This window comes from Streptomyces sp. NPDC001868, from assembly GCF_040297125.1.
GTDB lineage: Bacteria > Actinomycetota > Actinomycetes > Streptomycetales > Streptomycetaceae > Streptomyces.
Map to the genome: position 1 here is coordinate 36,145 of NZ_JBEOYO010000003.1, position 26,232 is coordinate 62,376.

At 71.5% G+C, this 26,232-nt stretch carries 21 protein-coding genes; 9 read left to right on the forward strand and 12 right to left on the reverse strand.

What is annotated here, in order from left to right; translation table 11 throughout:
- Positions 1–189 precede the first annotated feature (189 nt).
- Positions 190–1,158, forward strand: coding sequence for a FecCD family ABC transporter permease (locus ABT147_RS04950; RefSeq protein ID WP_351403008.1), 969 nt, complete (start codon positions 190–192; stop codon positions 1,156–1,158).
- A 155-nt stretch (positions 1,159–1,313) separates the two neighbouring features.
- Positions 1,314–2,315, forward strand: a complete 1,002-nt coding sequence (locus ABT147_RS04955; protein ID WP_351403009.1) for a FecCD family ABC transporter permease — start codon at positions 1,314–1,316, stop codon at positions 2,313–2,315.
- Between the two features lie 233 nt (positions 2,316–2,548).
- On the opposite strand, the gene ABT147_RS04960 is transcribed toward ABT147_RS04955, so the two are convergent.
- Positions 2,549–3,592 (reverse strand): NAD(P)-dependent alcohol dehydrogenase, encoded by a 1,044-nt coding sequence (locus tag ABT147_RS04960; RefSeq protein ID WP_351402752.1) that lies wholly within the window; start codon positions 3,590–3,592, stop codon positions 2,549–2,551.
- A 182-nt stretch (positions 3,593–3,774) separates the two neighbouring features.
- Here ABT147_RS04960 and ABT147_RS04965 point away from each other — a divergent pair, with 182 nt between their 5' ends.
- Positions 3,775–4,725, forward strand: a complete 951-nt coding sequence (locus ABT147_RS04965) for a helix-turn-helix domain-containing protein (RefSeq protein WP_351402753.1) — start codon at positions 3,775–3,777, stop codon at positions 4,723–4,725.
- A 45-nt stretch (positions 4,726–4,770) separates the two neighbouring features.
- Here the strand turns inward: ABT147_RS04965 and ABT147_RS04970 are convergent, their stop codons facing one another.
- The 5 genes from ABT147_RS04970 to ABT147_RS04990 all read right to left on the reverse strand — a co-directional run bounded on the left by ABT147_RS04970 (position 4,771) and on the right by ABT147_RS04990 (position 12,800).
- On the reverse strand, positions 4,771–8,166 hold the full coding sequence (locus ABT147_RS04970) for a S8 family peptidase (protein WP_502983034.1): 3,396 nt from the start codon (positions 8,164–8,166) through the stop codon (positions 4,771–4,773).
- A gap of 242 nt (positions 8,167–8,408) precedes the next feature.
- Positions 8,409–9,092, reverse strand: coding sequence for an ABC transporter ATP-binding protein (locus tag ABT147_RS04975; protein WP_351402755.1), 684 nt, complete (start codon positions 9,090–9,092; stop codon positions 8,409–8,411).
- Positions 9,093–9,302: 210 nt separating this feature from the next.
- Positions 9,303–10,808 carry an ABC transporter permease gene (locus ABT147_RS04980; protein WP_351402756.1) on the reverse strand — a complete coding sequence of 502 codons (1,506 nt, stop codon included), beginning with the start codon at positions 10,806–10,808 and terminating at the stop codon, positions 9,303–9,305.
- Positions 10,809–10,958: 150 nt separating this feature from the next.
- Entirely contained in the window at positions 10,959–12,227 is a 1,269-nt protein-coding gene (locus tag ABT147_RS04985) for a L,D-transpeptidase (RefSeq protein WP_351402757.1), read from the reverse strand.
- Between the two features lie 219 nt (positions 12,228–12,446).
- Positions 12,447–12,800 carry a hypothetical protein gene (locus ABT147_RS04990; RefSeq protein ID WP_351402758.1) on the reverse strand — a complete coding sequence of 118 codons (354 nt, stop codon included), beginning with the start codon at positions 12,798–12,800 and terminating at the stop codon, positions 12,447–12,449.
- A 110-nt stretch (positions 12,801–12,910) separates the two neighbouring features.
- On the opposite strand from ABT147_RS04990, the gene ABT147_RS04995 reads away from it, so the two are divergent.
- A complete protein-coding gene (locus tag ABT147_RS04995) occupies positions 12,911–13,213 on the forward strand; it encodes a hypothetical protein (RefSeq protein WP_351402759.1) in 303 nt (100 codons plus the stop codon).
- Positions 13,214–13,454: 241 nt separating this feature from the next.
- Here the strand turns inward: ABT147_RS04995 and hutH are convergent, their stop codons facing one another.
- The 3 genes from hutH to ABT147_RS05010 form a co-directional block, all read right to left on the reverse strand.
- Entirely contained in the window at positions 13,455–14,993 is a 1,539-nt protein-coding gene (gene hutH / locus ABT147_RS05000; RefSeq protein ID WP_351403010.1) for a histidine ammonia-lyase, read from the reverse strand.
- A gap of 364 nt (positions 14,994–15,357) precedes the next feature.
- Positions 15,358–16,527, reverse strand: coding sequence for a GGDEF domain-containing protein (locus tag ABT147_RS05005; RefSeq protein ID WP_351402760.1), 1,170 nt, complete (start codon positions 16,525–16,527; stop codon positions 15,358–15,360).
- Positions 16,528–16,644: 117 nt separating this feature from the next.
- Complete coding sequence (locus tag ABT147_RS05010) at positions 16,645–17,475, reverse strand: enoyl-CoA hydratase/isomerase family protein (RefSeq protein ID WP_351402761.1); 831 nt, start codon at positions 17,473–17,475, stop codon at positions 16,645–16,647.
- A 1,347-nt stretch (positions 17,476–18,822) separates the two neighbouring features.
- Between ABT147_RS05010 and ABT147_RS05015 the strand changes: the two genes are divergently transcribed.
- Positions 18,823–19,398: a hypothetical protein gene (locus ABT147_RS05015; protein ID WP_351402762.1), complete on the forward strand. Its 576-nt coding sequence runs from the start codon at positions 18,823–18,825 to the stop codon at positions 19,396–19,398.
- Positions 19,399–19,565: 167 nt separating this feature from the next.
- On the opposite strand, the gene ABT147_RS05020 is transcribed toward ABT147_RS05015, so the two are convergent.
- Together ABT147_RS05020 and ABT147_RS05025 are read right to left on the reverse strand one after the other, a co-directional pair.
- Complete coding sequence (locus ABT147_RS05020) at positions 19,566–20,729, reverse strand: adenylate/guanylate cyclase domain-containing protein (protein ID WP_351402763.1); 1,164 nt, start codon at positions 20,727–20,729, stop codon at positions 19,566–19,568.
- 371 nt (positions 20,730–21,100) lie between these two features.
- Entirely contained in the window at positions 21,101–21,985 is an 885-nt protein-coding gene (locus ABT147_RS05025; protein ID WP_351403012.1) for a biotin--[acetyl-CoA-carboxylase] ligase, read from the reverse strand.
- A gap of 359 nt (positions 21,986–22,344) precedes the next feature.
- Here ABT147_RS05025 and ABT147_RS05030 point away from each other — a divergent pair, with 359 nt between their 5' ends.
- The 4 genes from ABT147_RS05030 to ABT147_RS05045 all read left to right on the forward strand — a co-directional run bounded on the left by ABT147_RS05030 (position 22,345) and on the right by ABT147_RS05045 (position 25,303).
- Positions 22,345–23,943 (forward strand): acyl-CoA carboxylase subunit beta, encoded by a 1,599-nt coding sequence (locus tag ABT147_RS05030; RefSeq protein ID WP_351402764.1) that lies wholly within the window; start codon positions 22,345–22,347, stop codon positions 23,941–23,943.
- An 8-nt stretch (positions 23,944–23,951) separates the two neighbouring features.
- On the forward strand, positions 23,952–24,161 hold the full coding sequence (locus ABT147_RS05035; protein ID WP_351402765.1) for an acyl-CoA carboxylase epsilon subunit: 210 nt from the start codon (positions 23,952–23,954) through the stop codon (positions 24,159–24,161).
- A gap of 72 nt (positions 24,162–24,233) precedes the next feature.
- Positions 24,234–24,362, forward strand: a complete 129-nt coding sequence (mmpB, locus tag ABT147_RS05040; protein WP_351402766.1) for a morphogenic membrane protein MmpB — start codon at positions 24,234–24,236, stop codon at positions 24,360–24,362.
- A 326-nt stretch (positions 24,363–24,688) separates the two neighbouring features.
- On the forward strand, positions 24,689–25,303 hold the full coding sequence (locus tag ABT147_RS05045; RefSeq protein ID WP_351402767.1) for a Maf family protein: 615 nt from the start codon (positions 24,689–24,691) through the stop codon (positions 25,301–25,303).
- Between the two features lie 25 nt (positions 25,304–25,328).
- On the opposite strand, the gene ABT147_RS05050 is transcribed toward ABT147_RS05045, so the two are convergent.
- Positions 25,329–25,859 (reverse strand): hypothetical protein, encoded by a 531-nt coding sequence (locus ABT147_RS05050; RefSeq protein WP_351402768.1) that lies wholly within the window; start codon positions 25,857–25,859, stop codon positions 25,329–25,331.
- Positions 25,860–26,232 lie beyond the last annotated feature (373 nt).

A 26,232-nucleotide genomic window follows, 5' to 3' on the forward strand; every position in this document is an offset into this window, starting at 1 on the left:
GGGGCAGCCGCCGGGGCTTCTCAGGGGGCTGGGGCGGCACAGGGGGCTGAGGCCTCGCAGGGGGCCGAGGCTCCACATGGGCCCCGGGCATCGCACGAGGCCGAGGCTCCGCACGGGCCCGGGGCTTCGCAAGGGCCCGAGGCGCAGGCTGCCGGGAGCCGTGGGCGGGCCCGTGTCCATGTCGGGCGGCTGCTCCTCGCCCTCCTCCTCACCCTGGCCGTCGTCGCCCTGAGCCTCGCCCTGGGCACCCGGCAGGTCTCCCTGGCGACCGTTCTCGACGCCCTGCTGCACGGCGGGGACTCACCGGACGCCCTGGTCGTACGGTCACTCCGGGTCCCCCGTACCGCCGTCGGGCTGGCGGCGGGGGCCGCGCTCGGGCTGGCGGGCGCGGCGCTGCAGGCGGTCACCCGCAATCCGCTCGCCGACCCGGGCATCCTCGGCCTGAGCCAGGGCGCGGCGGCGGGGGTCGTCCTCGCCATCGCGCTCGGGCTCGCCCACGGCTTCGCGGGCTACGTCTGGTACGCGTTCGGCGGCGCCGTCGTCGCCGCGTGCGTGGTGTACGCGATCGCGGCACGCGGCCGCGGCGGGGCCTCGCCGGTGAAGCTGGCGCTGGCGGGTACGGCGTTCGGGGCGATGACGGCCGGGGCCAACACCGTGGTGCTGACGTCGAGTTCGGCGACGTTGGACCAGTTCCGGTTCTGGCAGGTCGGCTCGCTCGGCGGACGGGACGCGGGGACGGTCGGACGGATGCTGCCCTTCCTGGCCGTGGGCGCGGTCCTGGTGTTCCTGTGCGCCCGGGGGCTGGACGCGCTCGCGCTCGGCGACGACACGGCCCGCGCGCTGGGACACCGGGTGCCGCTCGTACGGGCCGCCGCGGCGCTCGGCGCGACCCTGCTGACCGCCGCCGCGGTCGCCGCCGCCGGACCCATCGCCTTCGTCGGCCTCGCCGTCCCCCACCTCGCCCGCCGTCTCGTCCCCGGCGGCCACCGCTGGACCCTCCCCCTGTCGGCCCTCCTCGGCGCCGCGCTCCTCCTGGCGGCGGACGTCGCGGGCCGGGTCGTACGGGCCCCGGCGGAGATCCCGGCCGGGGTGATGACGGCGCTGGTGGGGGTGCCCGTGCTGGTGGTGCTCGTACGGCGGAGGAGTGTGAGCGGGTGACGAGGGCAGCGATACCGCCGGGGACGCGTGCGGACGCGGGGCGGGGTTCCGGGGGCGGCCCGGGGCCGGGCGGAGAGGTCCGCGCCGGTCTCCGTACCACTCCCCCGCCCCTCTACCCCCGCTCCGCCGGCCTCGCCGTTCTCCGGGGCCGACGGCTGTCGGTGCTGCTCCACCGCCGCTCGGCCGTGGTCGCCGGTCTGCTCGTCCCCCTCCTCGGCGCCGTGATGCTGCTGTCGGCGTGTGTCGGGCAGACGTTCGTGTCGCCGGGTGAGGTGTGGGAGGTGGTCGCCGGTGGCGGCCGGTCGGGGCCGTACGGGCTGATCGTGGGGGAGCTGCGGGTGCCGCGGATCGTGCTCGGGGCGCTGGTGGGGGCCGCGCTCGGGGTGTCGGGGGCGCTCGTACAGACCGTGACCCGGAATCCGCTGGCCAGCCCGGATGTGATCGGCGTCGGACATGGTGCCGCCGCCGCGACGGTGCTGGCGCTGTCCCTGGGGATGGCTGCCTCGCCCGCCGCGCTGCCTGCGGTCTCCGTGGGCGGCGGACTGGCGGCGGCCGCGCTCGTGTATGTGCTGGCCTGGCGGCACGGGATGCGGCCGAGCCGGTTCGTGCTGACCGGGGTGGGGATCGGTGTCGCGCTGTCGGCGGTCGTGCAGCTGTATCTGACCGAGAGCGAGTTGGCCGCCGCCGAGCAGGTCAAGCTGTGGTTGACCGGGAGTCTGAACGGGCGGGGATGGGAGCAGGCCGGGCCGCTCGGGTGTGTGCTGCTGCTCGTGTTGCCCGCGCTCGTCTGGGCGGGGTGGGTGCAGAAGCCGTTGGGGCTGGATGCCGATACTGCCGCGGCGCTCGGGGTGCGGGTGCGGTGGGCGCAGCTCGGGCTGACCGGGGTGGGGGTGGTGCTCGCGGCGGTGGCGACCGGGGCGGCGGGGCCGATCGGGTTCGTGGCGTTGACCAGTCCGCAGGTGGCTCGGCGGATGGCTCGTACGGCTCAGCTGCCGCTGGTCTCTTCGGGGTTGGTGGGGGCGGTGGTCATCGTTTCTGCGGATCTTGTCGCACGGACGCTTGTGCCCCCACTGGAGATACCGGTGGGGGCACTGACGTCGCTCGTCGGGGGGCCGTATCTGTTGTGGCTGCTGGGGCGGTCCCGGGCCGAGCGCTGACTCGCCCCCGCCGCCCCTACCCGTCCCATCCACCAGGGCTGCGCCCCTTCGCCCCCCCTGGGTGGGTGGGTCTGTGCGGGTCCGGTGGGGCTTCTCGCGCAGTTCCCCGCGCCCCTGAAGAGCACGGGCTGCGCCCTGTGCTCTTCAGGCCCGCAGGGGCCTGAATCTCTTTGGGGCGCGGGGAACTGCGCGATCAGCCCCCACCGGGCCCGCGGACGGACACGGCGGCCTCGTCAGATCGTCGCGGTGTCGATCACGAAGCGATAGCGCACGTCACTCGCCAGCACCCGCTCGTACGCCTCGTTGATCTGGTCCGCGCGGATCAGCTCGATCTCGGCGCCGAGGCCGTGCGCGGCGCAGAAGTCGAGCATTTCCTGGGTCTCCTGGATGCCGCCGATGCCGGACCCCGCGAGGGTCTTGCGGCCGGCGATGACGGAGAAGAGGTTGAGGGCGACGGGCTCCTCGGGCGCGCCCACATTCACGAAGGCGCCGTCGGTCTTCAGCAACGACAGGTACGCGTCGAGGTTCAGCGGGGCCGACACCGTCGACAGGATGAGGTCGAAGGTGCCCGCCAGCTCCTTGAAGGTCGCCTCGTCGCTGGTGGCGTAGTAGTGCGTCGCGCCCAGCTTCAGGCCGTCGTCCTTCTTGCGGAGGGACTGCGACAGGACGGTCACCTCGGCACCGAGCGCGTGCGCGAGCTTGACGCCCATGTGGCCGAGGCCGCCGAGACCGACGACGGCGACCTTCTTGCCGGGGCCGACGTTCCAGTGCCGGAGCGGGGAGTACGTGGTGATGCCGGCGCACAGCAGGGGCGCGGCCTCGTCGAGGGCGATGCCGTCGGGGATGCGTACGGTGAAGGCCTCGTCGACGACGATCTTCTCCGCGTAGCCGCCGTAGGTGGGCTCGCCGTCCTTGCCGATGGCGTTGTACGTGCCGACGTTGCCCTTGAGGCAGTACTGCTCCAGGCCGGCCTCGCAGTTCTCGCACTCGCGGCAGGAGTCGACCATGCAGCCGACGCCGACCTTGTCGCCGACGGCGAACTTGGTGACACCGGAGCCGACGGCCTCGACGACACCGGCGATCTCGTGGCCCGGGACCATCGGGAAGATCGCCTCGCCCCAGCCCTCACGGGCCTGGTGGATGTCCGAGTGACAGATTCCGGCGTACTTGATGTCGATCAGAACGTCGTGCTCACCGACTTCGCGGCGCTCGATCGTGGTGCGCTCCAGCGGAGCCTTGGGGGCGGGCGCCGCATAGGCGGCAACAGTGGTGGTCATGCCGGGGTTCTCCTGATCGTCGTCCCGCATCCGGCCTGCCTTCCGGCCGGCTGCGGATACCAGCCTGCCCCGGATCCCGGCGGTCACCCAGGTCACGGCTTTACGTACGTCCGCCGGTCCTACCACTGGCGGGGTCAGGATCACAGGCGTACGACCGGCGAACGACCATGAATACTTGATGTATGGACGAACAGCCCGAAGCAGTGCACGAGCGGCCCTACGGCGAGGCCGGTGCCGCAGGTGCCGGTGGCGCCGGTGGCGCCGGTGCGCTGGACCGGCGTGCCGAGCTGAGCGAGTTCCTGCGCACCCGGCGGGCCCGGCTGCAGCCGGAGGACGTGGGCCTGCCGGTCTTCGGGCGGCACCGGCGGGTCCCCGGGCTGCGCCGGGAGGAGCTGGCCCAGCTCGCCGGGGTGTCCGTGGCGTACTACACACGGCTGGAGCAGGGCAACGGGCGCAATGTGTCGGCGGAGGTGCTCGACGCCATTGCGCGCGCCCTCCAGCTGAGCGACGCGGAGCACGCCCATCTCACGCATCTCGCGAAGCCGAAGGCGCACAAGAAGAAGCGTTCGGCCCGTCCGCAGCAGGTGCGGGGCGCGCTGCGGCAGCTGATCGACACCCTGGACGGCATCCCCGCGTACGTCACCGGCCGGCGTTCGGACATCCTCGTCTGGAACCGGATGGCGGCGGCGGTGTTCGGGGACTGGTCGGAGCTGCCGCCGCACGAGCGGAACTGGGCGCGGATGGTGTTCCTGCGGCCCGACTACCGGGACCTGTACGTCGACTGGGACCAGAAGGCGGCCGACATGGTCAGCTATCTGCGGATGGACGCGGGCTGCCATCCGGACGATCCGCTGCTGTCGGCGCTGGTGGGCGAGTTGTCGGTGAAGAGCGAGGAGTTCCGGCGGCTGTGGGCGACGCACGACGTGAAGGAGAAGGGCCACGGGCTGAAGCGCATGCGCCACCCCCTGGTCGGTGATCTCACCCTCTCCTTCGAGACGTTCCGCCTCCCCGACGACCACGAGCAGAACCTGATCACCTACCACGCCGAACCGGGCTCCCCCTCCGCCGACGCCCTGCGCCTCCTGGCCAGCTGGGGCACGGACGCGACCCGGGCACCGAAGGTGACGCCGTAGCCGGAGAGGACCACGGCGTCACCCCCTGCGTCCGGGACGCGCGTCTCACCTGCCGAAGTACGCGTCGTGGATCGTCACCGTCGACCGGTTCCCCTTCTTGTCGGTCACCTCGGCGCGCAGGGACACGCTCTTCCCCGCCGCCGGGGTGCCGTACGTGAACTTCCCCTTCCGCACGGTGACTTCGGTCCACTTCTTGCCGTCGCCCGACACATACACGGCCAGCGACCTGAGGTTCTTCCCGGCCGCCGCGCCCTGCACGCCGACCCGGACGGTGCCCTTCGTGCCGGCCGGGGCCGTGCTGTCGAGGCCCAGGAACGGCGTGCCGAAGCGGACCGTGGAGACCGGGAGCTTCGTGTCGGTCGCGGTGCGCTTCGAGGTGAAGGTCCAGCTCGCGTCGATCCGGGAGGATGCCCTCGCCAGGTCGGCGGACCGGGAGATGGACGTCGTCAGCCGGTACGCGGCGAGGTCCGCCGGGACCTTGAACTGGCCCGCCCCGTCCAGCGCGTCCTCGCCCGAGGCGTACTTCTTCCCGTTCCGGTACAGCGTGGTCGTGACCTTCTCGTAGAAGGACGACCCGGCGTGCCCCCTGCCGTCGGCGAACATCGGCAGCAGGCCGTAGAGCTGGTCGCCGTCACGCCGGATGCCGTAGAACCCGGCGATCTTCGGGCCGAGGACGCCGACGTTGAAGGTCTGTGCGTATGTCCTGCCCGCCTTGAAGGTACGGCTGTCGCCGGTCGTGTAGTACGCGTCCAGGACCGGGAAGCCCTGGGCGTCCTCCGCGCCGTACTGCTCGAAGTCGAGGGTCCACTTCACCCCGTTCGCGGCGGACAGATACAGCGCCCGCCTGCCGGGCAGCGGCTGCGGGACGCCGACGGCGGGTGCGCCGGAGCCGTCGGGAAGTGTGGCCCAGGGGATGACGGCGCCCGTCCTGCCGGCGGCGGAGGCGCCGAGGCCGGTCTTCACGGTCGCCAGTTCGCCCTTCTTCCAGCGCTTGGTGAAGCCGGTCGCGAGCTTCGTGACCTTGCCCCCGCCGGCCACGGCGTACTGCGCGCTGTCGCCGACGGCCCACTGTCCCGCCCAGTTCTGGCTGAGCCTGCCGCCGGTGACCGACGGCCCGAGGTGCGCGGTGCGGAAGCCGTCGTACGTGTCGATCATCCAGCCGAAGGTGTACTGGCCACCGCCCACCCGCAGGGTGAAGTCGGGTGCCGCGAAGGACGGTTCGGCGGCCGTGTCGGGCACGGTGATGTCCACCGGTTTCGTCTGGCGGGCGTCCAGGGTGAGGGAGGTCTTCCGGTCGACGGTGAGCGTGGGCCGGGACAGCCAGGCCGCGCCCTTGCCGTAGTCCTTCGGGTCCACGACGATCCCGGCGTTGAGGATGTAGGTCCCCTCCGGCACCCGCAGCTCGACCGTGCCGTCCTTGTCGTACGGCGTGAACCACGCGCCCTCGGCGAGCCCCGCGACCCCGGTCAGGTCGAGCAGATGGTTCTCGGCCGGCCCGCCGTCCCGGTCGACCGTCCGGAGCGTGACGTCGTACGACTCGACCTCGCGCTGCACGGCCGCCGCCGTACGGACGCTCTGGCCGCCGCCGGTGGCGGTGACGTACGCGGTGTAGTGGCCGTCGAGTTTCCCGCCGAGCCTGGTGTTCGCGACCAGGTCGACGGTGGCCTTGCCGCCTCCCGGGACGGTGACCTTCTTGCCGCCGAGCTTGAAGAAGCCGGCCGGGGCGGGCTTGCGGTTCGGGCCGGTGCCGGTCACCGCGAGGTCGAGGGTGACGGCCTTGGTGCCGAGGTTCCGGTAGGTGAGCTTCCTGGTCACCGGCTTGTCGTCGGTGTGCGGCCACTCCTGTACGCCGAAGTCGACCGAGACGGGGTCGGCGACGACCGTCTGCTTGATCGCCCTGTCGACGCGGATACGGCCCGCCCCCTGCTCGAACGGCGTGTACGGGCCGCCCTTGGCGGACGCGACGAGGGCCGCCTTCAGTTCGGCGTACGTCCAGTCCGGGTGCTGTTGCTTGAGGAGGGCGGCGGCGCCCGCGACATGCGGGGTCGCCATCGACGTACCGGAGATCGTCAGATAGCCCTCGGGCTTCTGGCCGACCTCCCGCTCGATGACGCTGTCCGGGGCCGCGGCGGCGGTGATGGCGACCCCGGGCGCGGTCACGTCGGGCTTGATCTGGCCGTCCATGCCGGGGCCCCGGCTGGAGAACGAGGCGAGCTTGTCCTTGTCGTCGACCGCGCCGACGGTGAGCGCGGCGGCCGCGCTGCCCGGCGAGCCGACCGTCCGCTCGCCCCCCTCGCCCTCGTTGCCGGCGGCGACCGCGAAGAGGATGCCCTTCTCGGCGGAGAGCTTGTCGATCCCCGCCTCCATCGGGTCGACCTCCGGGGTGTCGCCCCCGCCGAGGCTGAGGTTGACCACGTCGGCGCCCTGCTCGGCGGCCCACTCCATGCCCGCGATGATGCCGGAGTCGTCGCCGTAGCCCTCGTCGCTCAGCACCTTGGCGTTGAGCAGCTTCGCCCCGGGCGCGACACCCTTGAACTTGCCCTTGGACCGGGCCCCGGTGCCCGCCGCGATGGACGCGACATGGGTGCCGTGGCCGTACTTGTCCGTGGTGTCGGGCGAGGTCGAGAAGTTCTTGTCGGCCGTCACCTGGCCCTTGAGGTCCGGGTGGGTGGCGTCGACGCCCGTGTCCAGTACGGCGATGGTGACGCCCTTGCCGTCGAAGCCGGCCTTCCATGCCTTCGGGGCGCCGATCCGCGCGACGGACTTGTCGAGGCTGACCTCGCGGACGCCGTCCAGCCAGAGGTGCGCGACCCCGGTGGCGGTGGTGCCGTCGGCGTCGGTGACCGCCTTCCACAGCGCGGCGGCGTCGTCCCCGGGCGTGAGCACCGCGTCGGCGTTCAGGGTCTTCAGGGTGCGGCGGACCCTGGTGTCGCCCGCGTCCCGTACGTCGGCCCGGGCGCCGGCGGCGGTTCCCGCGTAGCCGACGATCAGCTTCAGGCCCTGCCGCTGGGCGGTGCGGGTCGCCGATCGGTTCAGCGCGGTGACGTCGAAGAGCCGCCTGTCGACCCGTCCGGTGGAGATGAGCCGGGCCGCGTCGGCCGGCAGGACATAGGTGTGGCCGTCGGCCCGGCGGAGCTGCACCGGGACGCCCTCACGGCCCTTCGCCCGCTCCAGGCCCAGCACACGGCCGTCGCCGCCGACGAGGACGCGGTCACCGGTGACGAGGGTGATGCGATGGCTCGGCTCGATGCCGGCGGCGGCGCGGGCCTTGAGGTCCTCGAAGCCCCTGAGGTCCTCGAAGCCCCTGAGGTCCTCGAAGCCCTTGAGGTCCGCCGTGCTCGTACCGGCCGCGCGCCCGGATATCGCGGACGCCGGGATGGTCAGCCCCGCCGTCAGTGCCGCGGCGGCCGTCACAGCGACCGTGGCCGTGCACGCGCTCATCAGATGTCTGCGCAAGACTCCCCCTCGATCCGGTTCATCCGGCCAGGGGACCTTCCGCACACATACGCGTCAATTCCCCCGGTCTACGCAGTATGACCGGGGGTCAACTCGCGCCCCATACCTCGCGACTGGGCGTGAAGCGGCGAACTCCGGGCCACGCGCGACCGCACGCGCCCCGGACTCCACACCAACGCGCCCCGCACCGTGGGCGTTTGTGGCCGCGGGGGTCTCACGCCCCGGCGTCACGCCCCGGCGTTCTCCTTCACCGTGATGCGCCCCTTGCGGATGGTCGCGACCCGGGGGGCCTTCCTGGCCAGCGCCGAGTCATGGGTGACCATGATGAATGTGAGCCCGTGCTCCTTCCACAGCGTCTCCAGGACCTCCATGATCTCGTCGCGCGTGGACTCGTCGAGGTTTCCGGTGGGCTCGTCCGCGAGCAGCACCTTCGGCCGCTTCACCAACGCGCGGGCGATCGCGACGCGTTGCTGCTGACCGCCGGACAGCTCGGCCGGCAGATGCCCGAGCCGCTCCCCCAGCCCCACCGACTCCAGCGCCTCGGCGGCCCGCTGCCGCCGCTCCTTCGCCTTCACCCCGAGCGGTACGAGCGCCGTCTCGACGTTCTCCTGCGCGGTCAGCGTCGGGATCAGATTGAAGCTCTGGAACACGAACCCGATGTTCTCGCTCCGCACGGTCGTGAGCCTGCCCTCCGACAGCTTCGCCAGATCGGTCCCGTCCAGCTCGACGCTCCCGTCGGACGGCTTGTCGAGCCCCCCGAGCATCTGGAGCAACGTCGACTTCCCACCCCCGGTCGGCCCCTGAATGACCAGCCGATCCCCATCACCGATGGTGAGATCGACCCCGTCGAGCGCGATGACGGTGTCCTTGCCCCGCGCATACCGCTTGGTGACACCTGTGAGTACGTACATGTTCAACATCTCCTGAGATCAAGCCACTTTGGCTGCGGGCAACCGCGCCCGCCCGCCTTCCTAGCTGCGGGCAGTCGTGCCGCTGGGGCGATGGGGGCACCTACCGCTCGAGCGAAGCCGAGAGTGGGGGAGGGTGGGCGCAGGCGGCACCATGCAAGCGCCGGCAAGCGCACCCCACCCCCCGCCCGTCCCCAGCACCAGGTGCCCGCCCTACTCCACCCGCCGCAACGCATCCGCAGGCCGCAACCGAGACGCCCGCCACCCCCCGAACGCCCCCGCGATCAGCCCACCCGCGACGGCGAGCCCCACCGCGACCCCGATCGTCGTGACACTGACGGGCGCCGTGAGAGCGACTTCCAGCGCGTTCGAAGCGGCCTGCTGCCCACCGGGCCCGCCCCCACCGGGGAAGCCGCCCCCACCGGGCCCGCCACCCCCGGGGCCACCGAACCCACCCCCCGTCGCCGCGATCTCCGCCCGCAGCGTCGGACTGATCGCCGTGACGACGTAGGCCCCACCGAGCCCCAGCGCGATCCCGAGCGCCCCGCCCACCAGCCCGTTCACGACGGCCTCACCGACGACCTGCCGGGTCACCCGCCCCGACTTCCACCCCAGCGCCTTGAGCGTGCCGAACTCCCGTACCCGCCGCGACACGGCCGACGAGGTGAGCAGCCCGGCCACCAGGAACGCGGCCACGAGCACCGCGATCGACAGCCATTTGCCGACGTCGGAGGCGAGGTCGGAGGCGGTGGACAGCGACCCGGAGACCGTGTCGGCGAGGTCGGCGGAGGTGGTGACGGTGGTCCCGTCGATGTTCTTCTGGATGGCCGCCTTGACGCTGTCGATCCGCTGCGAGTCGCTCGCCTTGACGTAGATCGTGGTGACCTTGTCCTTGGAGTCGCTGAGCGTCTGCGCCTGCTTCAGCGGCATGTAGAGGTTGGCCGCCGCGTCCCCGCTGTCGGGCGTCGCGATGCCGATGACCTCGTACTCGACGCTGTTGATCGTGACGCTGTCCCCGGCCTTCAGCTCCTTCTCCTTGGCGTACGAGGCATCCGCGACGACGACCTTGGCGTCGGTCTCGGACGTCCTGAACGTACGGCCGCTGGTGATCTTCGAGGAGGTGAGGGGGCCCAGGGCGGGTTCGGTGACGTCCGTGCCGTAGACGGAGTAGTTGTCGACGTCGAACTCGGCGCCGCCGCCCTCGACCCGTCCCTCGGGCTGCCCGGTGCCGCCGCCGTTCTGGCCACCGCCGCCGGGCCCGCCCGGTTGCTGCCCGCCGGCGCCCTCGTCCTGCTGGAACTGTCCGCGCCGGAACTGCCCGTCCACCTTGATGACTTGGAGGCTGAGGCCGCCGACGGCCTCGGAGACACCCTCCTGCTCGCCGACCTCGGTGACGGTCGAGCTCGCGAGGGTCTGGAAGCCCCGGACCGCGACGATGTCGCTGCTCTGCTGCTCGTCGGAGTCGTCGTCCTGGGCGTCGAACTCGAACCGGGGGCGTTCGCCGCCGTTCTCGCCGGGCGCGGCGGCGGCCTTGGTGACGGTCATGTCCGTGCCCAGGCCGTACAGGGATTCGAGTACTTTGGCCTGCGCCTTCTCCATGCCCGACGACACGGAACTGACCACGATCACCAGGGCGATGCCCAGGGCGAGGCCGGAGGCGACGACGAGCGCCGCCTTTCTGCGGCGGCGCAGTTCGCGCCTCAGATAGGTGAAGAACATGGCGGCAAGCTAGGTACGCCGCGTGATGAAGGGATAAGCCCGCGCTGAGAGGCTGATGAGAACCCTGTGCGGGGCCCCGGAAACACCGATGCCGCCCCTGGGTGTCCCAGGGGCGGCATCGGCGCTCTCACAGCTGCGGCCGACGGTGGATCAGGCCTCCGAGCCGGCCTTCCAGTCGGCCCAGCTCAGGTTCCAGCCGTTGAGGCCGTTGTCGGGGGCGACCGTCTTGTCTCCGGTGTTCCGGATGTCCACGACGTCACCGACGATCGAGTTGTTGTAGAACCAGGCGGCTTCGGTGTCAGGGTCGTTGGCACCCTTGGTGTCGTTCAGACCGACACAGCCGTGGCTGGTGTTGGCGCTGCCGAAGATGGAGTCGGCCGCCCAGTAGTTGCCGTGGAGGAAGGTGCCGGAGGTCGTCAGACGCATGGCGTGGGGTACGTCCTTGATGTCGTACTCACCCTTGCCGTCGTCGTCGGTGAAGCCGACCGTCGCGCCGTTCATCCGGGTCTCCTTGAACTTCTCGGAGATCACCATCTGGCCCTGGTACGTCTTGTTCTCGGGCGAACCGGCGGAGATCGGGATGGTCTTGACGACCTTGCCGTCCTGCGTGACCTTCATCGTCTTGGTCTTGGCGTCGACGATGGAGACCTGGTTACGGCCGATCTTGAAGGTCACCGTCTTCTGCTGCACACCGTAGACACCCTCGGCGCCCTCGACCCCGTCGAGCGCGAGCTTCAGCGTGACGGTGGAGCCGCCCTGCCAGTAGTCCTCGGGGCGGAAGTCGATGCGGTTGGCGTTGAACCAGTGCCCGACGACCTCCTGGCCGGAGCTGCTGGAGACGGTGATCCCCTTCTGGACGGCGGCCTTGTTGGTGATCGCCTTGTCGAAGTTGATCGAGACCGGCATACCGACGCCGACGGTGGAACCGTCCTCGGGCGTGAAGTTGCCGATGAAGCTGTTGGCCGGTGAGACCGTCGTGAACGCGGAGTTCTCGTGGGCCTCGCGCCCCTCGGAGTCCTCGGCGGCGGCCGTGATCTTGTAGCCGGTGGACCGCTCCAGCTGTCCGCTGGGCGCCCAGCTCTTCTTGTCCGCGGATATCTCACCCTCGACGGCGGCGCCCTCGGAGGTGGTCATCTTCACGTCCGTGAGCGTGCCCTTGCTCACCGTGACCTTCGCCGAGTTGTTGATGGAGGCGTTGTCCGAGCCGTCCTTCGGCGTGATCTTGATGTCCGCCTCGGAGGTCTTCTCGGCCGCCGCCTTGTCGGCCTGGGCCTGCGAGGAGTCCCCTCCGTCGTTCCCGGACGCGTTGTCGCCGCCGCCTCCGCTGCACGCAGAGAGCACCAGCACCCCGCCGAGCAGTGCGGACGCGACCGTCAGGCCCCTGCGCCGCTTACTGTTCGTCATCACACGCTTCTCCATCGTTGCCGAATCCCCAAAGAACTCCGAAGATCCCCCGAGCACTTAAACACCACTACGGCACCGAGCCGTTCCGCTCCCGCGGATATGTGGGATACGCCACTCCGCCCGCATCGGATCGTCGGCGACCCTGCGGCGGTGCACCAGTGGCTCGTGCGCCCCATGAGACGTAAGAACCCCGGGCGGCGGTTGCCGCCCGGGGTCATCAATCTCCCAAGCCGCTCAGCCGCGTCCGTCTTCTTCTTCGTCCTCCCCGTCCTCTCCGTCATCATCCTCGTCGAGACCCCATTCCGGCGAATCGGGGTCGTAGTCGATGCCCTCGCTGCTCCAGGAGGCCTGGGCGAGTTCGACGCCCGGCACGTCCCCGACCAGGTCGAACGGGTCGATCAGATAGGCGAGGGCCTCCGCGGTGTCCTCGGTCACCGCAGACTCGGCGTGTACCCGCTCATCGGCAGGCATATCGGAGTCGTCCGCGATCCGCCGCAAAGCAGCGCCGGTGATTGCCTCGACGTCCTCGACCTCCACCACCAATTCAACTCGAAGCCGGACAAACTGCGATGTCTCAGTTGTACTCATGCTCCGGAGCGTACGGCTCACAGGTCACGCGACTTTCCCACGACCCGCGCCTTTCATTAGCATCGCTCCCTACGGCCAATTCGCCAGCGCCACAAGGGGATCGATATTCCGTGTCCGTCGCACGTCGCGCGTCGTCCACCGCCCGCCGATCGCTCCTGACCGCCACCGCCGCGGGCACCCTCCTGGGCGCCCTGTGGTTCGTGCCGTCGGCCAACGCGACGCAGGAGGCGGCGGTCATAAACGAGCGGACGCCCACGACGACGACCGCCGCCGACGAGGCCCCCACCCGCGAACTCGCCGACACCGGCAGCCCCAACACCACGCCCTACATCATCGGCGGCACCACCATGCTCGGCCTGGGCGCCGCGTTCGTCGCGTACTCGATCCGCCGCGAACAGGAGGACTACGCGTAGCCGTAGTCGTCCGCGGCCGAGTGGGGCTTCGCACAGTTCCCCGCGCCTGAACGCCCCTGAAAAGCGAAGCGGGGCGCAGCCCCAGCTTCGCTTTTCAGGGGCGCGGGGAACTGCGCGACCAGCCCCCACCGAACCCGCACAAACCCACCCACCCCCACCACCCCCCACCCCACCCCTCGGGGGTCGAAGGGGCACCGCTCCTGGGGATGGGACGGGTAGGGGCGGCGGGGGCGAGAAAAACTCAGGCGAGCGGCCCGGTGACAGACTCCGCCGCAGCCACCAACCGCCCATCCCGAACAAACGCGTCGGCCAACGCCAGATCAGGCGCAAGAAACCGATCCGGCCCAGCCCCCTCGACCCCGGCCGCACGCACGGCCCCCACCACCGCCCGAGTGGCCGGCGCGGCCACCAGCCCCTCCCGCAGCTCAACCCCCCGCGTCCCCGCATACAACTCCACGGCCAGCACCCGCGTCAGATTGTCCACAGCCACCCGCAGCTTCCGCGCCGCCGACCACCCCATCGACACATGGTCCTCCTGCATCGCGGAGGACGGAATCGAGTCCGCCGAAGCCGGCACGGCCAGCCGCTTCAACTCACTCACCAGCGCCGCCTGCGTGTACTGAGCGATCATCAGCCCGGAGTCGACCCCCGCGTCGTCCGCGAGGAACGGCGGCAACCCGTGCGACCGGTTCTTGTCGAGCAGCCGGTCCGTACGCCGCTCAGCGATCGACGCCAGATCCGCCACCGCGATGGCGAGGAAGTCGAGGACGTAAGCGACGGGCGCCCCATGGAAGTTCCCGTTGGACTCCACCCTCCCGTCCGGCAGGACCACGGGATTGTCGACCGCCGCCGCCAACTCCCGCTCGGCCACGAGCCGCGCGTGCGCGAGGGTGTCGCGCCCGGCCCCGGCCACCTGCGGAGCACACCGCACGGAGTACGCGTCCTGCACCCGCGGCGCGTCGTCCTGATGATGGCCCGTGAGCCCCGACCCCTTCAGCACGGCGAGCATGTTGGCCGCGGAGGCCGCCTGCCCGGGGTGCGGGCGGATGGCGTGCAGTTCGGGCGCGAGGACCCGGTCCGTGCCGAGCAGGGCCTCCAGGGAGATCGCGGCGGTGATGTCGGCCGACGTGTAGAGCCGCTCCAGGTCGGCCAGCGCCATGACCAGCATGCCGAGCATGCCGTCGGTGCCGTTGAGGAGAGCCAGCCCCTCCTTCTCCCGCAGTTCGACGGGCGCGATGCCGTGCGCGGCGAGCAGCTCACCGGCGGGCCGTACGACCCCGTCCGGCCCCTCCGCGTCCCCCTCGCCCATCAGTGTGAGCGCGCAGTGGGACAGCGGCGCCAGGTCGCCGGAGCAGCCGAGCGAGCCGTACTCGTGCACCACCGGTGTGATCCCGGCGTTGAGGACGTCGGCCATGGTCTGCGCGACCTCGGGCCGTACGCCGGTACGGCCGGAGCAGACGGTCTTCAGCCGCAGGAACATCAGCGCGCGGACGACCTCGCGCTCGACCCTCGGCCCCATGCCGGCCGCGTGCGAGCGGACGATGTTGCGCTGGAGCCGGGCCCGCAGTTCCGGGCTGATGTGTCGGGTCGCGAGGGCGCCGAAGCCGGTGGAGACCCCGTAGACGGGTTCCGGCTTGGCCGCCAGCGCGTCAACGATCTCGCGGGCCGCGGCGAGGGCGGCCACCGCCTCGTCGGAGAGCTCGATCCGGGCGCCGGCGCGCGCCACGGCGAGGACGTCGGCCGCGGTGACCCCGGACGTCCCGAGGACCACCGTGTCCACAGAGTGCATATCCATATTCAGGATCGTAGGGACTGAATCGCCGAATGTCACGACCGAACGAGGGAGGGGCTCCTTACCTTCACCACGCCAAGACGCCCCCCGCACCCACCGAGTCGCCCCACCCCCACGCCCACCCCCACCCGGCGCCGAGGCTATCCGCGTAGATCAGAAACGAATCAGAAAACGATCAGAAAACGATCGGAGATCGATCCGAAGTTGATCAGAATCCCCAGGTCAGAGCATGGGCGGCACCAGGACGCGAGTAGGGTCGAACCACACTTCGAACGAGCCCACGGTCTACTCCCCCCTTGGCCGTGGGCAGCCCAGGGCCCGCGCTCCGACTCGACCCGTCGCGCGGCCCGCCCTAGGACCGGCGCCCTCGAATGCGGCGCCGGTCCCCCGGGTGTTCGGGGTCCACGGGCGGGGGCGGCCGGTCGGCGAGACTGACCACCGGGTCCTCGGCACCCTCGCCCTCACGCCCCGCGACGACCGGCTCCACGGAACCGGCGGCCTTGGCCCGGTACTGCGCCGCGTCGGCCAGCCGGAAGAGCCGCCGGGCGGAGCGCAACGGCCCAATGGGATCCCCCGTGGACGCGACCCCGCAGGCGACCCCGTCGCCCGGCTCCAACTCCCGCGCCCGCACACACAGTTCCCCGGCGACCCGCACCACCTCGTCCGCCGAGGGCCCCACCGCGAGCAGACAGAACTCGTCCCCGCCGAGCCGCGCGACCAGCACCCGGGGCAGTTCGGCCGCACACCGCGACAGCACGGAACCGAACCGCTCCAGCAGCTGATCACCCATCGCATGCCCGTACGAGTCGTTGACCTTCTTCAGGCCGTTGAGGTCGCAGACGACGAGGCTGATCACGGTGCCGTCGCGCCGGTGCGCCTCCATCGCCTCGTCGAGCCGGAGGTCGACCGCCCGCCGGTTGCCGAGCCCGGTGAGGGGGTCGGTGAAGGCGAGCCGCCGGGCCTCCTCCAGCCGCTCGGACTGCGCGAGGCCGGCCGCGACGACCGAGGCGAGGACGGTCGCGAACGCGGCGTGGTCGCCGTGGAAGACGGGCTCCCCGGCGGGCCGGGCCACATACAGCTCGCCCCAGGCCCGACCGTTCATCACGATGGGCGCCACCACGCAGCAGCCGCGTCCGCGCCGGCGCAGGGCGGCGACCCGCTGATGGCAGTAACCCCCGGGCCGCCGCCCGGCGACCGGCCCGGCCGCCGTCTCCACCCAGGCGTTGGGCTCACCGCCCTCCAGCCACCGCTCGTGCAGGAACTCCGCGATCTCCGGGAACTGGTGCACCGGATACGTCTCGTCCTCCGGAAACTCCTCCTCGTCAGCCGCCCGGTTCCCCACATTCACGAGCACCCGCAGCAGCCCACGCTCCCGCTCCCACACGGACAGCGCGGCGAAGCTCCCCGACAGGGCCCGGCACGACCCGTCCGCGGCGGCCCACCACGTCTCCCGCGACGTACGCGCCCCCGCCATCCCGCGCGCCAACGCCACCACGGCCCGAAGCCGCCTGTCCTCTCCCATCACCCCAGGCTAGGGAGCTTTACGACGATTTGAGACATTAGTGGGCCGAACAGGGGTGCGGACCACCCAACGACGACAGCTCCCCGGGGAGAGGTCCAGGGGGAGAGGTCCGCGGGATCACTCCCCCGGCCAGTCCGGCTTCCGCTTCTCGTTGAAGGCGGCCACACCCTCCGCCCGGTCCCCGGAGAACGCCACCGAACGCCATGCCGCGTCCTCGACCTCCAGCCCGGCCCGCAGATCGAGCCCATGCCCGTACCGCAGCGCACGCTTGGCCGCGCGCAGCCCGACGGGCGAGTTCGCGGCGATCCGCGCGGCCAGCGACAGGGCCTCCGCCCGGTCCCGCCCCTCCTCCACCAACTGGTCCACGAGCCCCAACTCCCGCGCCTCCACGGCCTCCAGCCGCCGCGCCGTGAAGATCAGCTCGGCGGCCCGCGCCGCCCCCACCCGACGCGGCAGCAACTGCGTGCCCCCACCGCCCGGGATCACCCCCACCGACACCTCGGGCAGCCCCACCACCGCCGTACGGTCGGCCACGATCAGGTCGCAGGACAGGGCGAGTTCGAAACCACCGCCGAGCGCGAAGCCGTGCACGGCGGCGATCGTGGGCATCGGCAGCTCCAGTACGCCGGTGTACGCCGCCCGCGCGACGGGCCGCTGCCGCACCAGATCGGCGTCACTGAACGAGTTCCGCTCCTTCAGATCCGCCCCCACACAGAACGCCCGCTCATGCGTCGACGTCACCACGACCACGCGTACGTCCCGGTCGGCGCCCAGCGCCCCGCAGGCCGCCGCGACGGAACGGGCCATGTCGGTCGACACCGCGTTCATGGCCTTGGGCCGGTCGAGCGCGAGCTCGGCGACATACCCGTGCCGCCGCACGACGACGAACTCCCCGAACCGCCGCTCCCCGTCCCCGACCGCCGGCCCCACTGCCGCCCCGTCACCCATGAAACCCTCCCGGTTAACGCCGGTTAACTCCTGTCCCCCCGATCATCGCAGCCGCCCCCTGCCGACGAAACCCCGAGCAATCCCGACAGTCCCGATAGTCCCGACAGTCCCGAACGATGCCGAGTCGCGGGCGGGTTCACGGGGGGCACGAGAGGAGGGGACCGGCCCTTCTCTGCGGAGCCCAGGCGATCCCGTCATCCTGACGCCCCGCGCCCACCCCAACGAGAACTCCACAGGCCGATCCCTTGCCAAACCCCGGCAACCTTTTCCACGTACGGGTGACATCCGGGCCTTCTCCGGCCACACCGCCCACCCCGGCGCATAATCTGCGCTCCGCCATAGGCGCACCGGGGGACACGGGCGCGCAGGGGAGGGGAAACCATGACGACGAACACGGCCACCAGGCCCACGCCGACCACCACAAGGGCGCCACAAGAGCCACCGACGACACCCACCACACCACCGACTTCCGCACGAGCCGGGTCGACGGGGCCGAGGGAATCAACAGGACCCACGGCCTCGACCGCACCATGGGCCCCATCGGGAACACCCACGACATCCACGACATCAGGACCATCAAGTCCTACGGGGCATACAGGGCATACAGGGCCAGGAGGTCTGGCTGGTGCACCTGGTGCGACTGGTACGGCCGGTCCAGCGGGCCCGTGGCAACCGCCACCTGGGACATCGGCGAGGCCTACGCCGTCTGCGGCTGCCGCGAACCCCGGGTCACAAAGGCCGCCGGGACCAGCAGGCCCCTGGACGCCACCACCGGGAACAACGACGAAACCCACACCACCCACTGCCTCCGCGAACCCCGGAGCGCCAAGGCCGACAGGACCAGCAGGCCCCTGGAGGCCCCCGGGTCCGCCCGCGGGGCCCGGACCAGCGCCCGGCCCTTCCATGGCACCGGCGTCGTCAAGGTCTCCAAGGCCTCCGAGCCCGTCGTCGCCGTCGAAGCCCTCAGCGTCCTCGACTCCCCCGGTGTCGTCAGCGCCCTCGATGCCGTCGAAGCCCTCAGCCTCGTCGGCGCCCTCGACACCGTTGAAGCCCCCGGTGTCGTCAGCGCCCTGGACTCCGTCGGAGCCCCCAGCGTCATCGGCACCGTGGACGCCGTCGAAGCCCCCAGCGTCAACGGCGCCCACGACGCCCACGCCGTCCTCGACGCCCCCGGTGTCATCGCCGCCCTGGACACCGTCCGCGACCCCGGTGCAGTCGACGTCCCCCTACTCCTTCTCTCCCCTCGTATCCGGCCCCTCGGCGGAGGGGGTGGTGGGCCCGGATGGGCCCGCCGCCCGGCCGCGAGGGCGGCACCGGCGGCCCAGGCAGCGGAAGGTGCTGTTCGCGGTGGGTGGGATGGCGCTGGCGGCGGGGGCGCTGAGTCTGCTGCGGCTGGCGTCGGACCCGGCCGGTGGCGGCGCCACCACGGCGGGCCCGGCCCCGAGCGCGGCGGACGAGGTCCCGGACGAGGCGACCGACGCCGGTACGACCGTGGGAGACGAGCCCTCGGCCGACGCGGGGGCCCCGACCGCCGACACCCCCATGGGCGGCGGAGACCCCGAGCCGACGCGGCCACCGTCACCGGGAGCGACCGCACCCACGCCGCCCCCTTCCGCGTTCCCTCCCGCGCCCTCCATCGGTGTCGGGGTCCCCGCCGGCTCCGCCGACTCCGGCGCCCGCGACGTCCCGAGGACCCCGCCCGCCACCGACTCGCCCCCGACGGCCCGTGCCCCGGAAGCACCCCGCCCGACCCCGCCCACACCCACCCAGCCACCGGCGGCAGCCCCCCAGCAGCCGTCCGCCCCCGGCTCCCCGGACTCCCCGACGCCCTCCGGCGACACGACGACCCCCGCGAAGCCCTCGAAGCCGGGCCTGTGCGTCCCGATCGTCGGCCTGTGCGTCGACGACACCCTCGGCAGGTGACAGAGCCCCGGCCGCTGCCATGGGCACACCCCTGCCCTGACGAACCAGACAGCGGGTGGGCCACCGAGGCAGGCGCACGAACCCGAGGGCACCCGGCCCGGAGCCGCTCAGACACACACGCGGGGGCCCACACCCCCGACGCGGCCCGGGCCGCGTCGGGTCCGGCCTCAGACCTTCCCGGGCCTCCGCGTGAGCAGCCACGGCTGGACCACGCCCAGGCCACGCACCGGGCGCTGCCACATCGGCTGGAGGGCGAAGCGGTACGTCGGGGGCTCCTCGCCCTCCTTCTCCGCGGCGGCCGCCGCTTCGGCGGCCTCGGCCTCGGAGGCGGGGGCCTCGCCGGTGCGGATCAGCTCCTCGGCGAAGGCACCGTCGACGAGGACCGCGTCCTTCGGCGCTATCGAGGTGAGCCGGCTGGCGAGGTTCACGGTCGAGCCGAAGACGTCGCCCATCCGGGTCGTGACCGTGCCGAAGGCCATGCCGACGCGCAGCTCGGGCATGGTCTCGTCGTTGGCCATGGTCTCGATGAGGCGCAGCGCGATCTCGGCGGCCACACCGGCGTCGTCCGTGGCGTACAGGACCTCGTCGCCCAGGGTCTTGATGAGCCGCCCGCCGTTCGCGGCCACCAGATCCGCCGCCGTGGTCTCGAAGGCCTCGACGAGCTCACCGAGCTCCTCTTCCTCCATACGACGGGTGAGGCGTGTGAACCCGACGAGGTCGGCGAAGCAGACGGCCAGCCGCCGGTCGACCATCTCCTCGTCGTCGGCGGCCTGCACGACCCGCCCGGTGGCGGCGGCGAGCTGACGCCGCCAGACGTAGACGAGGAACTCCTCCAGTTCCGGCAGCAACAGCTCGACCAGCGGATACGTCACCTCGGTCCGGGTCATCCCCGGCTCCGGCGGCTCGGTCAGCCCCTCCAGGAACGAGTCGATCTGCCACTCGGCGAGCCGCGCCGTGGTCTGCCCGGTGGAACGTGCCACCTGCACCGCCATGGCCTCGCTCAGCAGCCCCGCCTCGACGAGACCGGCGAGCCGCCGCAGCGCGAGGACGTCCGCCTCGGTCAGCGCCTTGGCCTGACCGATGTCCGCGAAGCCCATGGCCCGCCAGAAACGGGACGCCAGTTCCATGGAGACGCCCGCGCTGCGCGCCGCCTGAAAGGGGGTGTACCGGCGCTCGGCCCCGAGGATCAGCCCTTCGAGCCGCAGCGCCAGCGGGTCCTCCTCGCCGGCGTCCACACCGTGGGGCTCGCCCCGCTCGAGCGAAGCCGAGAGCGGGGGCGGCTCCACGCGGTCATCCGCGTCCGTGCCGGAGCCCGTGTCCTCGACGCTCACTCCTGCTGCCCTTCCGATCTCCCGCGGTCACGTACTCGACCGGCCTCAACTCTACGGCAGGTGTGCGCCAGCTCACTCCGTCAGGTGGGCCGAAGGGTGCGTCCCCCTTTCCGGTGAACGGCACCGAAGCCCGTGCCCGCCCTACCCAGCGCCCATACGCGCCCTCCCCACCCAGCTGCGGGCAGGCGTGCCGCCAGGGGCGGCACGGGTGGGCGCAGGCGGCACCCCGCAAGCGCCGGTGAGCGAAACCCGCCCGAGCCCAGCACGCCCCCCGGGTGCCCAGCCCCCACAGCCCCACACAGCCCCCCCATCACCTCACAGCACTCCCGACTCCCGACTCCCCACCCTCACCCCCCACCCCTCACTCCGCGTCACACGGCCCGCAGGTGCACGATGTCCCCGGCCCCCACCGGCTCCTGCACCCCTTCCCCCGTCGCGAGAACCAGCCGCCCGTCCCCGTCCACCGCCACGGCCTCTCCCACGATCGACCGGTCCCCCGGCAGCTCGGCCCGCACCTTCCGCCCCAAGGTCGCGCACCCGGCGGCGTAGGTCTCCTGCAGACCGCTCACCGACGCATCGCCTCCGGCGGCACGCCACCGCCCGTACCAGTCCTCCAGCGACCGCAGCACGGCTCGCAGCAGCGGATCACGGTCCGTGGTCACGGCCCCGGCGAGCACCAGGGACCCGGCCGTGGGCACCGGCAGCTCGTCCTCCCGCAGGCTGACGTTGACGCCGATACCGATGACCACCCCCTCCGCCCCCGCCCGCTCTGCGAGGATGCCTCCGGCCTTGCGTTCCTGCCCGCCGACGGTCACCAGCAGATCGTTGGGCCACTTGAGTGCCGTATCGATCCCGGCGGCCCGGGACAGCCCGGTCGCCACGGCGACGCCGGCGAGGAGCGGCAGCCAGCCCCAGTGGTGGACGGGCACCCCGACCGGCTTGAGGAGGACGGAGAAGAAGAGCCCGGAGCGCGCGGGCGCGGTCCAGGTGCGGTCGAGACGGCCCCGGCCCGCCTTCTGCTCCTCGGCGACGAGCACCGCGCCCTCGGGCAGCCGGTCGGCACGCCCCGCGAGGTCGGTGTTGGTGGAGCCGATGACCGGCACCACGTCCAGGGAGCTCCACAGCCCGCCCTTCCGGATGAGCGCCCGGCGCAGGGAGGCGGAGTTGAGGGGCGGCCGGTCGAGGTCGGACCAACGGTCCGACCTCGGCTCACCCGGTCCGCTGGACGGGTCTCCGGGTGCACCTGGTGGAGTCATCATGCAACCCACCCTAGGTTTGACATCCTCCGTCCCGCGAGAAGGGGACGGATTCCAGCCCTGACGAGCTGAGGTTCACGGGCGCTCGATCACTCTCGTGACGTCACCCCTCCGACGTGTCCCGCCGCGACACAGCGATCGTACGGCTGGAAGGGGGCGTGAGTGTGGTAAACGCCGCACTGCCGAACGGTAGGCACAGCACTACGCTACGGATGAGTAACCCCAGCCACGTCTGAGCACGCAGAGCAGCAACCGCAACGACCGCACCACGCACCGATCCCGAGTACCGATCCTTGGATTCCAGGGACCCCCGTACCGATCCCTCACGTCCCCATGAGCAGGCAGGGAGCCGCACTCCGATGTCCGAGCCGGTAGAGCCAGCAAGCATCGACATTCACACGACCGCGGGGAAGCTCGCGGACCTGCAGCGCCGTGTCCATGAGGCGACGCATGCCGGCTCCGAGCGCGCGGTGGAAAAGCAGCACGCCAAGGGCAAGTTGACGGCCCGTGAGCGGATCGACCTGCTCCTCGACGAGGACTCCTTCGTGGAGTTCGACGAGTTCGCCCGCCACCGCTCCACCGACTTCGGCATGGAGAACAACCGCCCCTACGGCGACGGCGTGGTGACCGGTTACGGCACGGTCGACGGCCGCCCGGTGGCCGTCTTCTCCCAGGACTTCACGGTCCTGGGCGGCTCGCTCGGCGAGGTCTTCGGCCAAAAGATCATGAAAGCCATGGACTTCGCCCTCAAGACCGGCTGTCCCGTCATCGGCATCAACGACTCCGGCGGCGCCCGTATCCAGGAGGGCGTCATGGCCCTCGGCACGTACGGCGAGATCTTCCGCCGCAACACCCACGCGAGCGGCGTGATCCCCCAGATCAGCCTCGTCGTCGGCCCCTGCGCGGGCGGGGCGGTCTACTCCCCGGCGATCACCGACTTCACGGTCATGGTCGACCAGACCTCGCACATGTTCATCACCGGCCCGGACGTCATCAAGACGGTCACCGGCGAGGACGTCGGCTTCGAGGAACTCGGGGGCGCCCGCACCCACAACGCGACCTCCGGCGTGGCCCACCACATGGCGGGCGACGAGAAGGACGCGATCGAGTACGTCAAGCAGCTCCTCTCCTACCTCCCCTCCAACAACCTCAGCGAGCCCCCGGCCTTCCCCGAACAGGCGGACCTCACCGTCACCGACGAGGACCGCGAACTCGACACGCTCGTCCCGGACAGCGCGAACCAGCCGTACGACATGCACACGGTGATCGAACACGTCCTGGACGACGCGGAGTTCTTCGAGACGCAGGCCCTCTTCGCGCCGAACATCCTCACCGGCTTCGGCCGGGTCGAGGGCCACCCGGTCGGCATCGTCGCCAACCAGCCCATGCAGTTCGCGGGCTGTCTGGACATCGACGCCTCCGAGAAGGCGGCCCGCTTCGTCCGCACCTGCGACGCCTTCAACGTCCCGGTCCTGACCTTCGTCGACGTCCCCGGCTTCCTCCCGGGCGTCGGCCAGGAACACGAGGGCATCATCCGCAGAGGCGCGAAGCTCATCTACGCCTACGCGGAAGCCACCGTCCCTCTGATCACGGTCATCACCCGCAAGGCCTTCGGCGGCGCCTACGACGTCATGGGCTCCAAGCACCTCGGCGCCGACCTCAACCTCGCCTGGCCGACCGCCCAGATCGCCGTCATGGGCGCCCAGGGCGCGGTCAACATCCTCCACCGCCGCACCATCGCCGCCGCCCCCGACGACGAACGCGAGGCCGTACGCGCCCGCCTCATCCAGGAGTACGAGGACACCCTCCTCAACCCCTACGCGGCAGCGGAACGCGGCTACGTCGACGCCGTCATCACCCCTTCCGAAACCCGCCGCCACCTCGTCCGCGGCCTGCGTCAACTGCGCACCAAGCGGGAATCCCTCCCCCCGAAGAAGCACGGCAACATCCCCCTCTAGGAGCCGCTATGACGATCAAGGTCGTACGGGGCAATCCGACCCCGGAGGAGCTGGCCGCCGCACTGGCGGTGGTCCGCGCCCGCGCCGCGGCGGCGGCCACCGAGCCGCCCGGCGCGCCCGCCGCCCGCGACTCCTGGTCCGACCCGTCCCGCATCGCCGCCCACCGCCTGCCGGCCCCGGGCCCCACCACCTGGAGCCGCACCTACTGGCCCGGCTGAGCGGAACCTCCCCTACCGACTTGAGTACGCGTACTCAGGCGCCCGGCCCACCGGGCGACGCACCATCGCACCATGCTCTGGTCCGACCCTGAGAACGAGCCGCCGAAGGAACTGCGCGACACGCAGGCCATGCTTCGGCGGCTCAGCGTGCTCATAGCCATCGCCATGCTCCTGGCCATGCTCGTCCTGGGCATCCTCTGACCGCACCCGGTACGACGGGTGAGCCCCGTACGGCGGGTGAGTCGCGTACGGCGAGAAGGGGGCCTGTCGGGGGGTGTCCGCCCGCAGCGGTTGGCGCGTCAACCCCTCCAGCCTCCCAGCCAACCGATTCCGCGCCGTTCCGAGGACGGACACCCCCCGGCGCGCCCCCGACCCACGAACAAACCGAAGGCGCCCCCACCCACGACGGAACAGCCGCGCCCTGAAGGGGCGCGAGGAACGGCGCGAGAAGCCCGACTCACCCGCACGCGACAAAGCGGGAAGCCCCACCCACCCGCACCCGGCGAACTGCCAATACCCTGAACCCCATGACCGCCCCACACCCCCGCCGCCGCCTGATCCTCGCCTCCCAGTCCCCCGCCCGGCTGAACCTGCTGCGCCAGGCCGGCCTCACCCCCGAGGTGATCGTCAGCGGGGTCGACGAGGACGCCGTCACCGCCCCCACCCCCGCCGACCTCGCGCTCGCCCTCGCCGAGGCTAAGGCCTCCGTCGTGGCCGCGAAGCCCGAGGTGAAGGGCGCCCTGGTCATCGGCTGCGACTCGGTCCTCGACCTCGACGGCGAAGCCCTCGGCAAGCCCGCCGACGCCGAGGAGGCCACCGCCCGCTGGAAGGCCATGCGCGGCCGCGCCGGCACACTCCAGACCGGCCACTGCGTCTACGACACCACCACCGGCCGCTACACCTCCGCGACGGCCTCCACGGTCGTCCACTTCGGCGAGCCCACCGACGAGGAGATCGCCGCGTACGTCGCCTCCGGCGAGCCCCTCCACGTGGCGGGCGCGTTCACCCTCGACGGCCGCTCGGCCCCGTTCATCGACGGCATCGAGGGCGACAACGGCAACGTCATCGGCATCAGCCTGCCCCTGCTCCGCCGCCTGCTGGCCCAACTGGGCGTAGCCATCACCGACCTGTGGGATCAGTGACCCGCGGGGTCAGTGACCCGAAGCCTCACGACACGCCGGGCGCAGACGGCTGAACCGGACCAACCTGCCCGACCCCACCCGGACCATCCGCACCATCCGCACCATCCGCACCATCCGTACCATCGACCCCACCGGACCCACCCGGCACCGCATCGGCACCCCCGTCCTGCCGGTCGTACGTCATCAACGTGAGCAGCACGAGCCCCAGCACCACCATCATGAACACGAACGCGCCCCACCCGACCAGCCCCACGGTGAGCGCGCCGAGCAGCCCGTGCACGACGGCCACACTGATGAGCAGGATCCTCCCGAGCCCGGCGGCGGGCCGGTTGCGCAGCGCGACGAGCAGGGCGACCACGCCGCAGAACACGAAGTAGAGACCGAAGACGACTCCCCCGGCCTTCGTGGAGACGGACATCGCGTCCGGATCCAGCCCGGCGAGGGACATCTTCTGCCGGTCGACGACCGTGCCGAGGAACCACTGCAGCCCGGCGATCCCGAGCCCTTCCGCGAACAGCACGATCGCCGTGACCACCGCCACCGGTCTGCGGATCACCGGCCCCACCCACTTCCACTCTCGTCCTGCTGCTCTCAGCGCCTCGCACACCCACACCGTTACCCCAGGTAGGTGTTCGAGACATCGCGAACGCTACTAACGGGTAAACCCCGGGACAAGGGTTCTCACGGGAGCAAAGAATCGTTGGGCCATTAGTAGGGACTCCACAAAGAAACCCAACCGGCCGCAGCACGGCCGCACAGAGACCTTGACCACATCAGAGGGCTAGGGTTTCCGCGTGGGGTCCTGCGCAATGGTGTGCGACAAGGGATTTCGCCCTTCGGGCGAGCCTGGTTTCACGCTCCGTGTGGGCAAGCTCACCATTGTGGACGGGTCGAAACGCCGTGTCGGCAGTCCCTAAACTCGGCTTGTT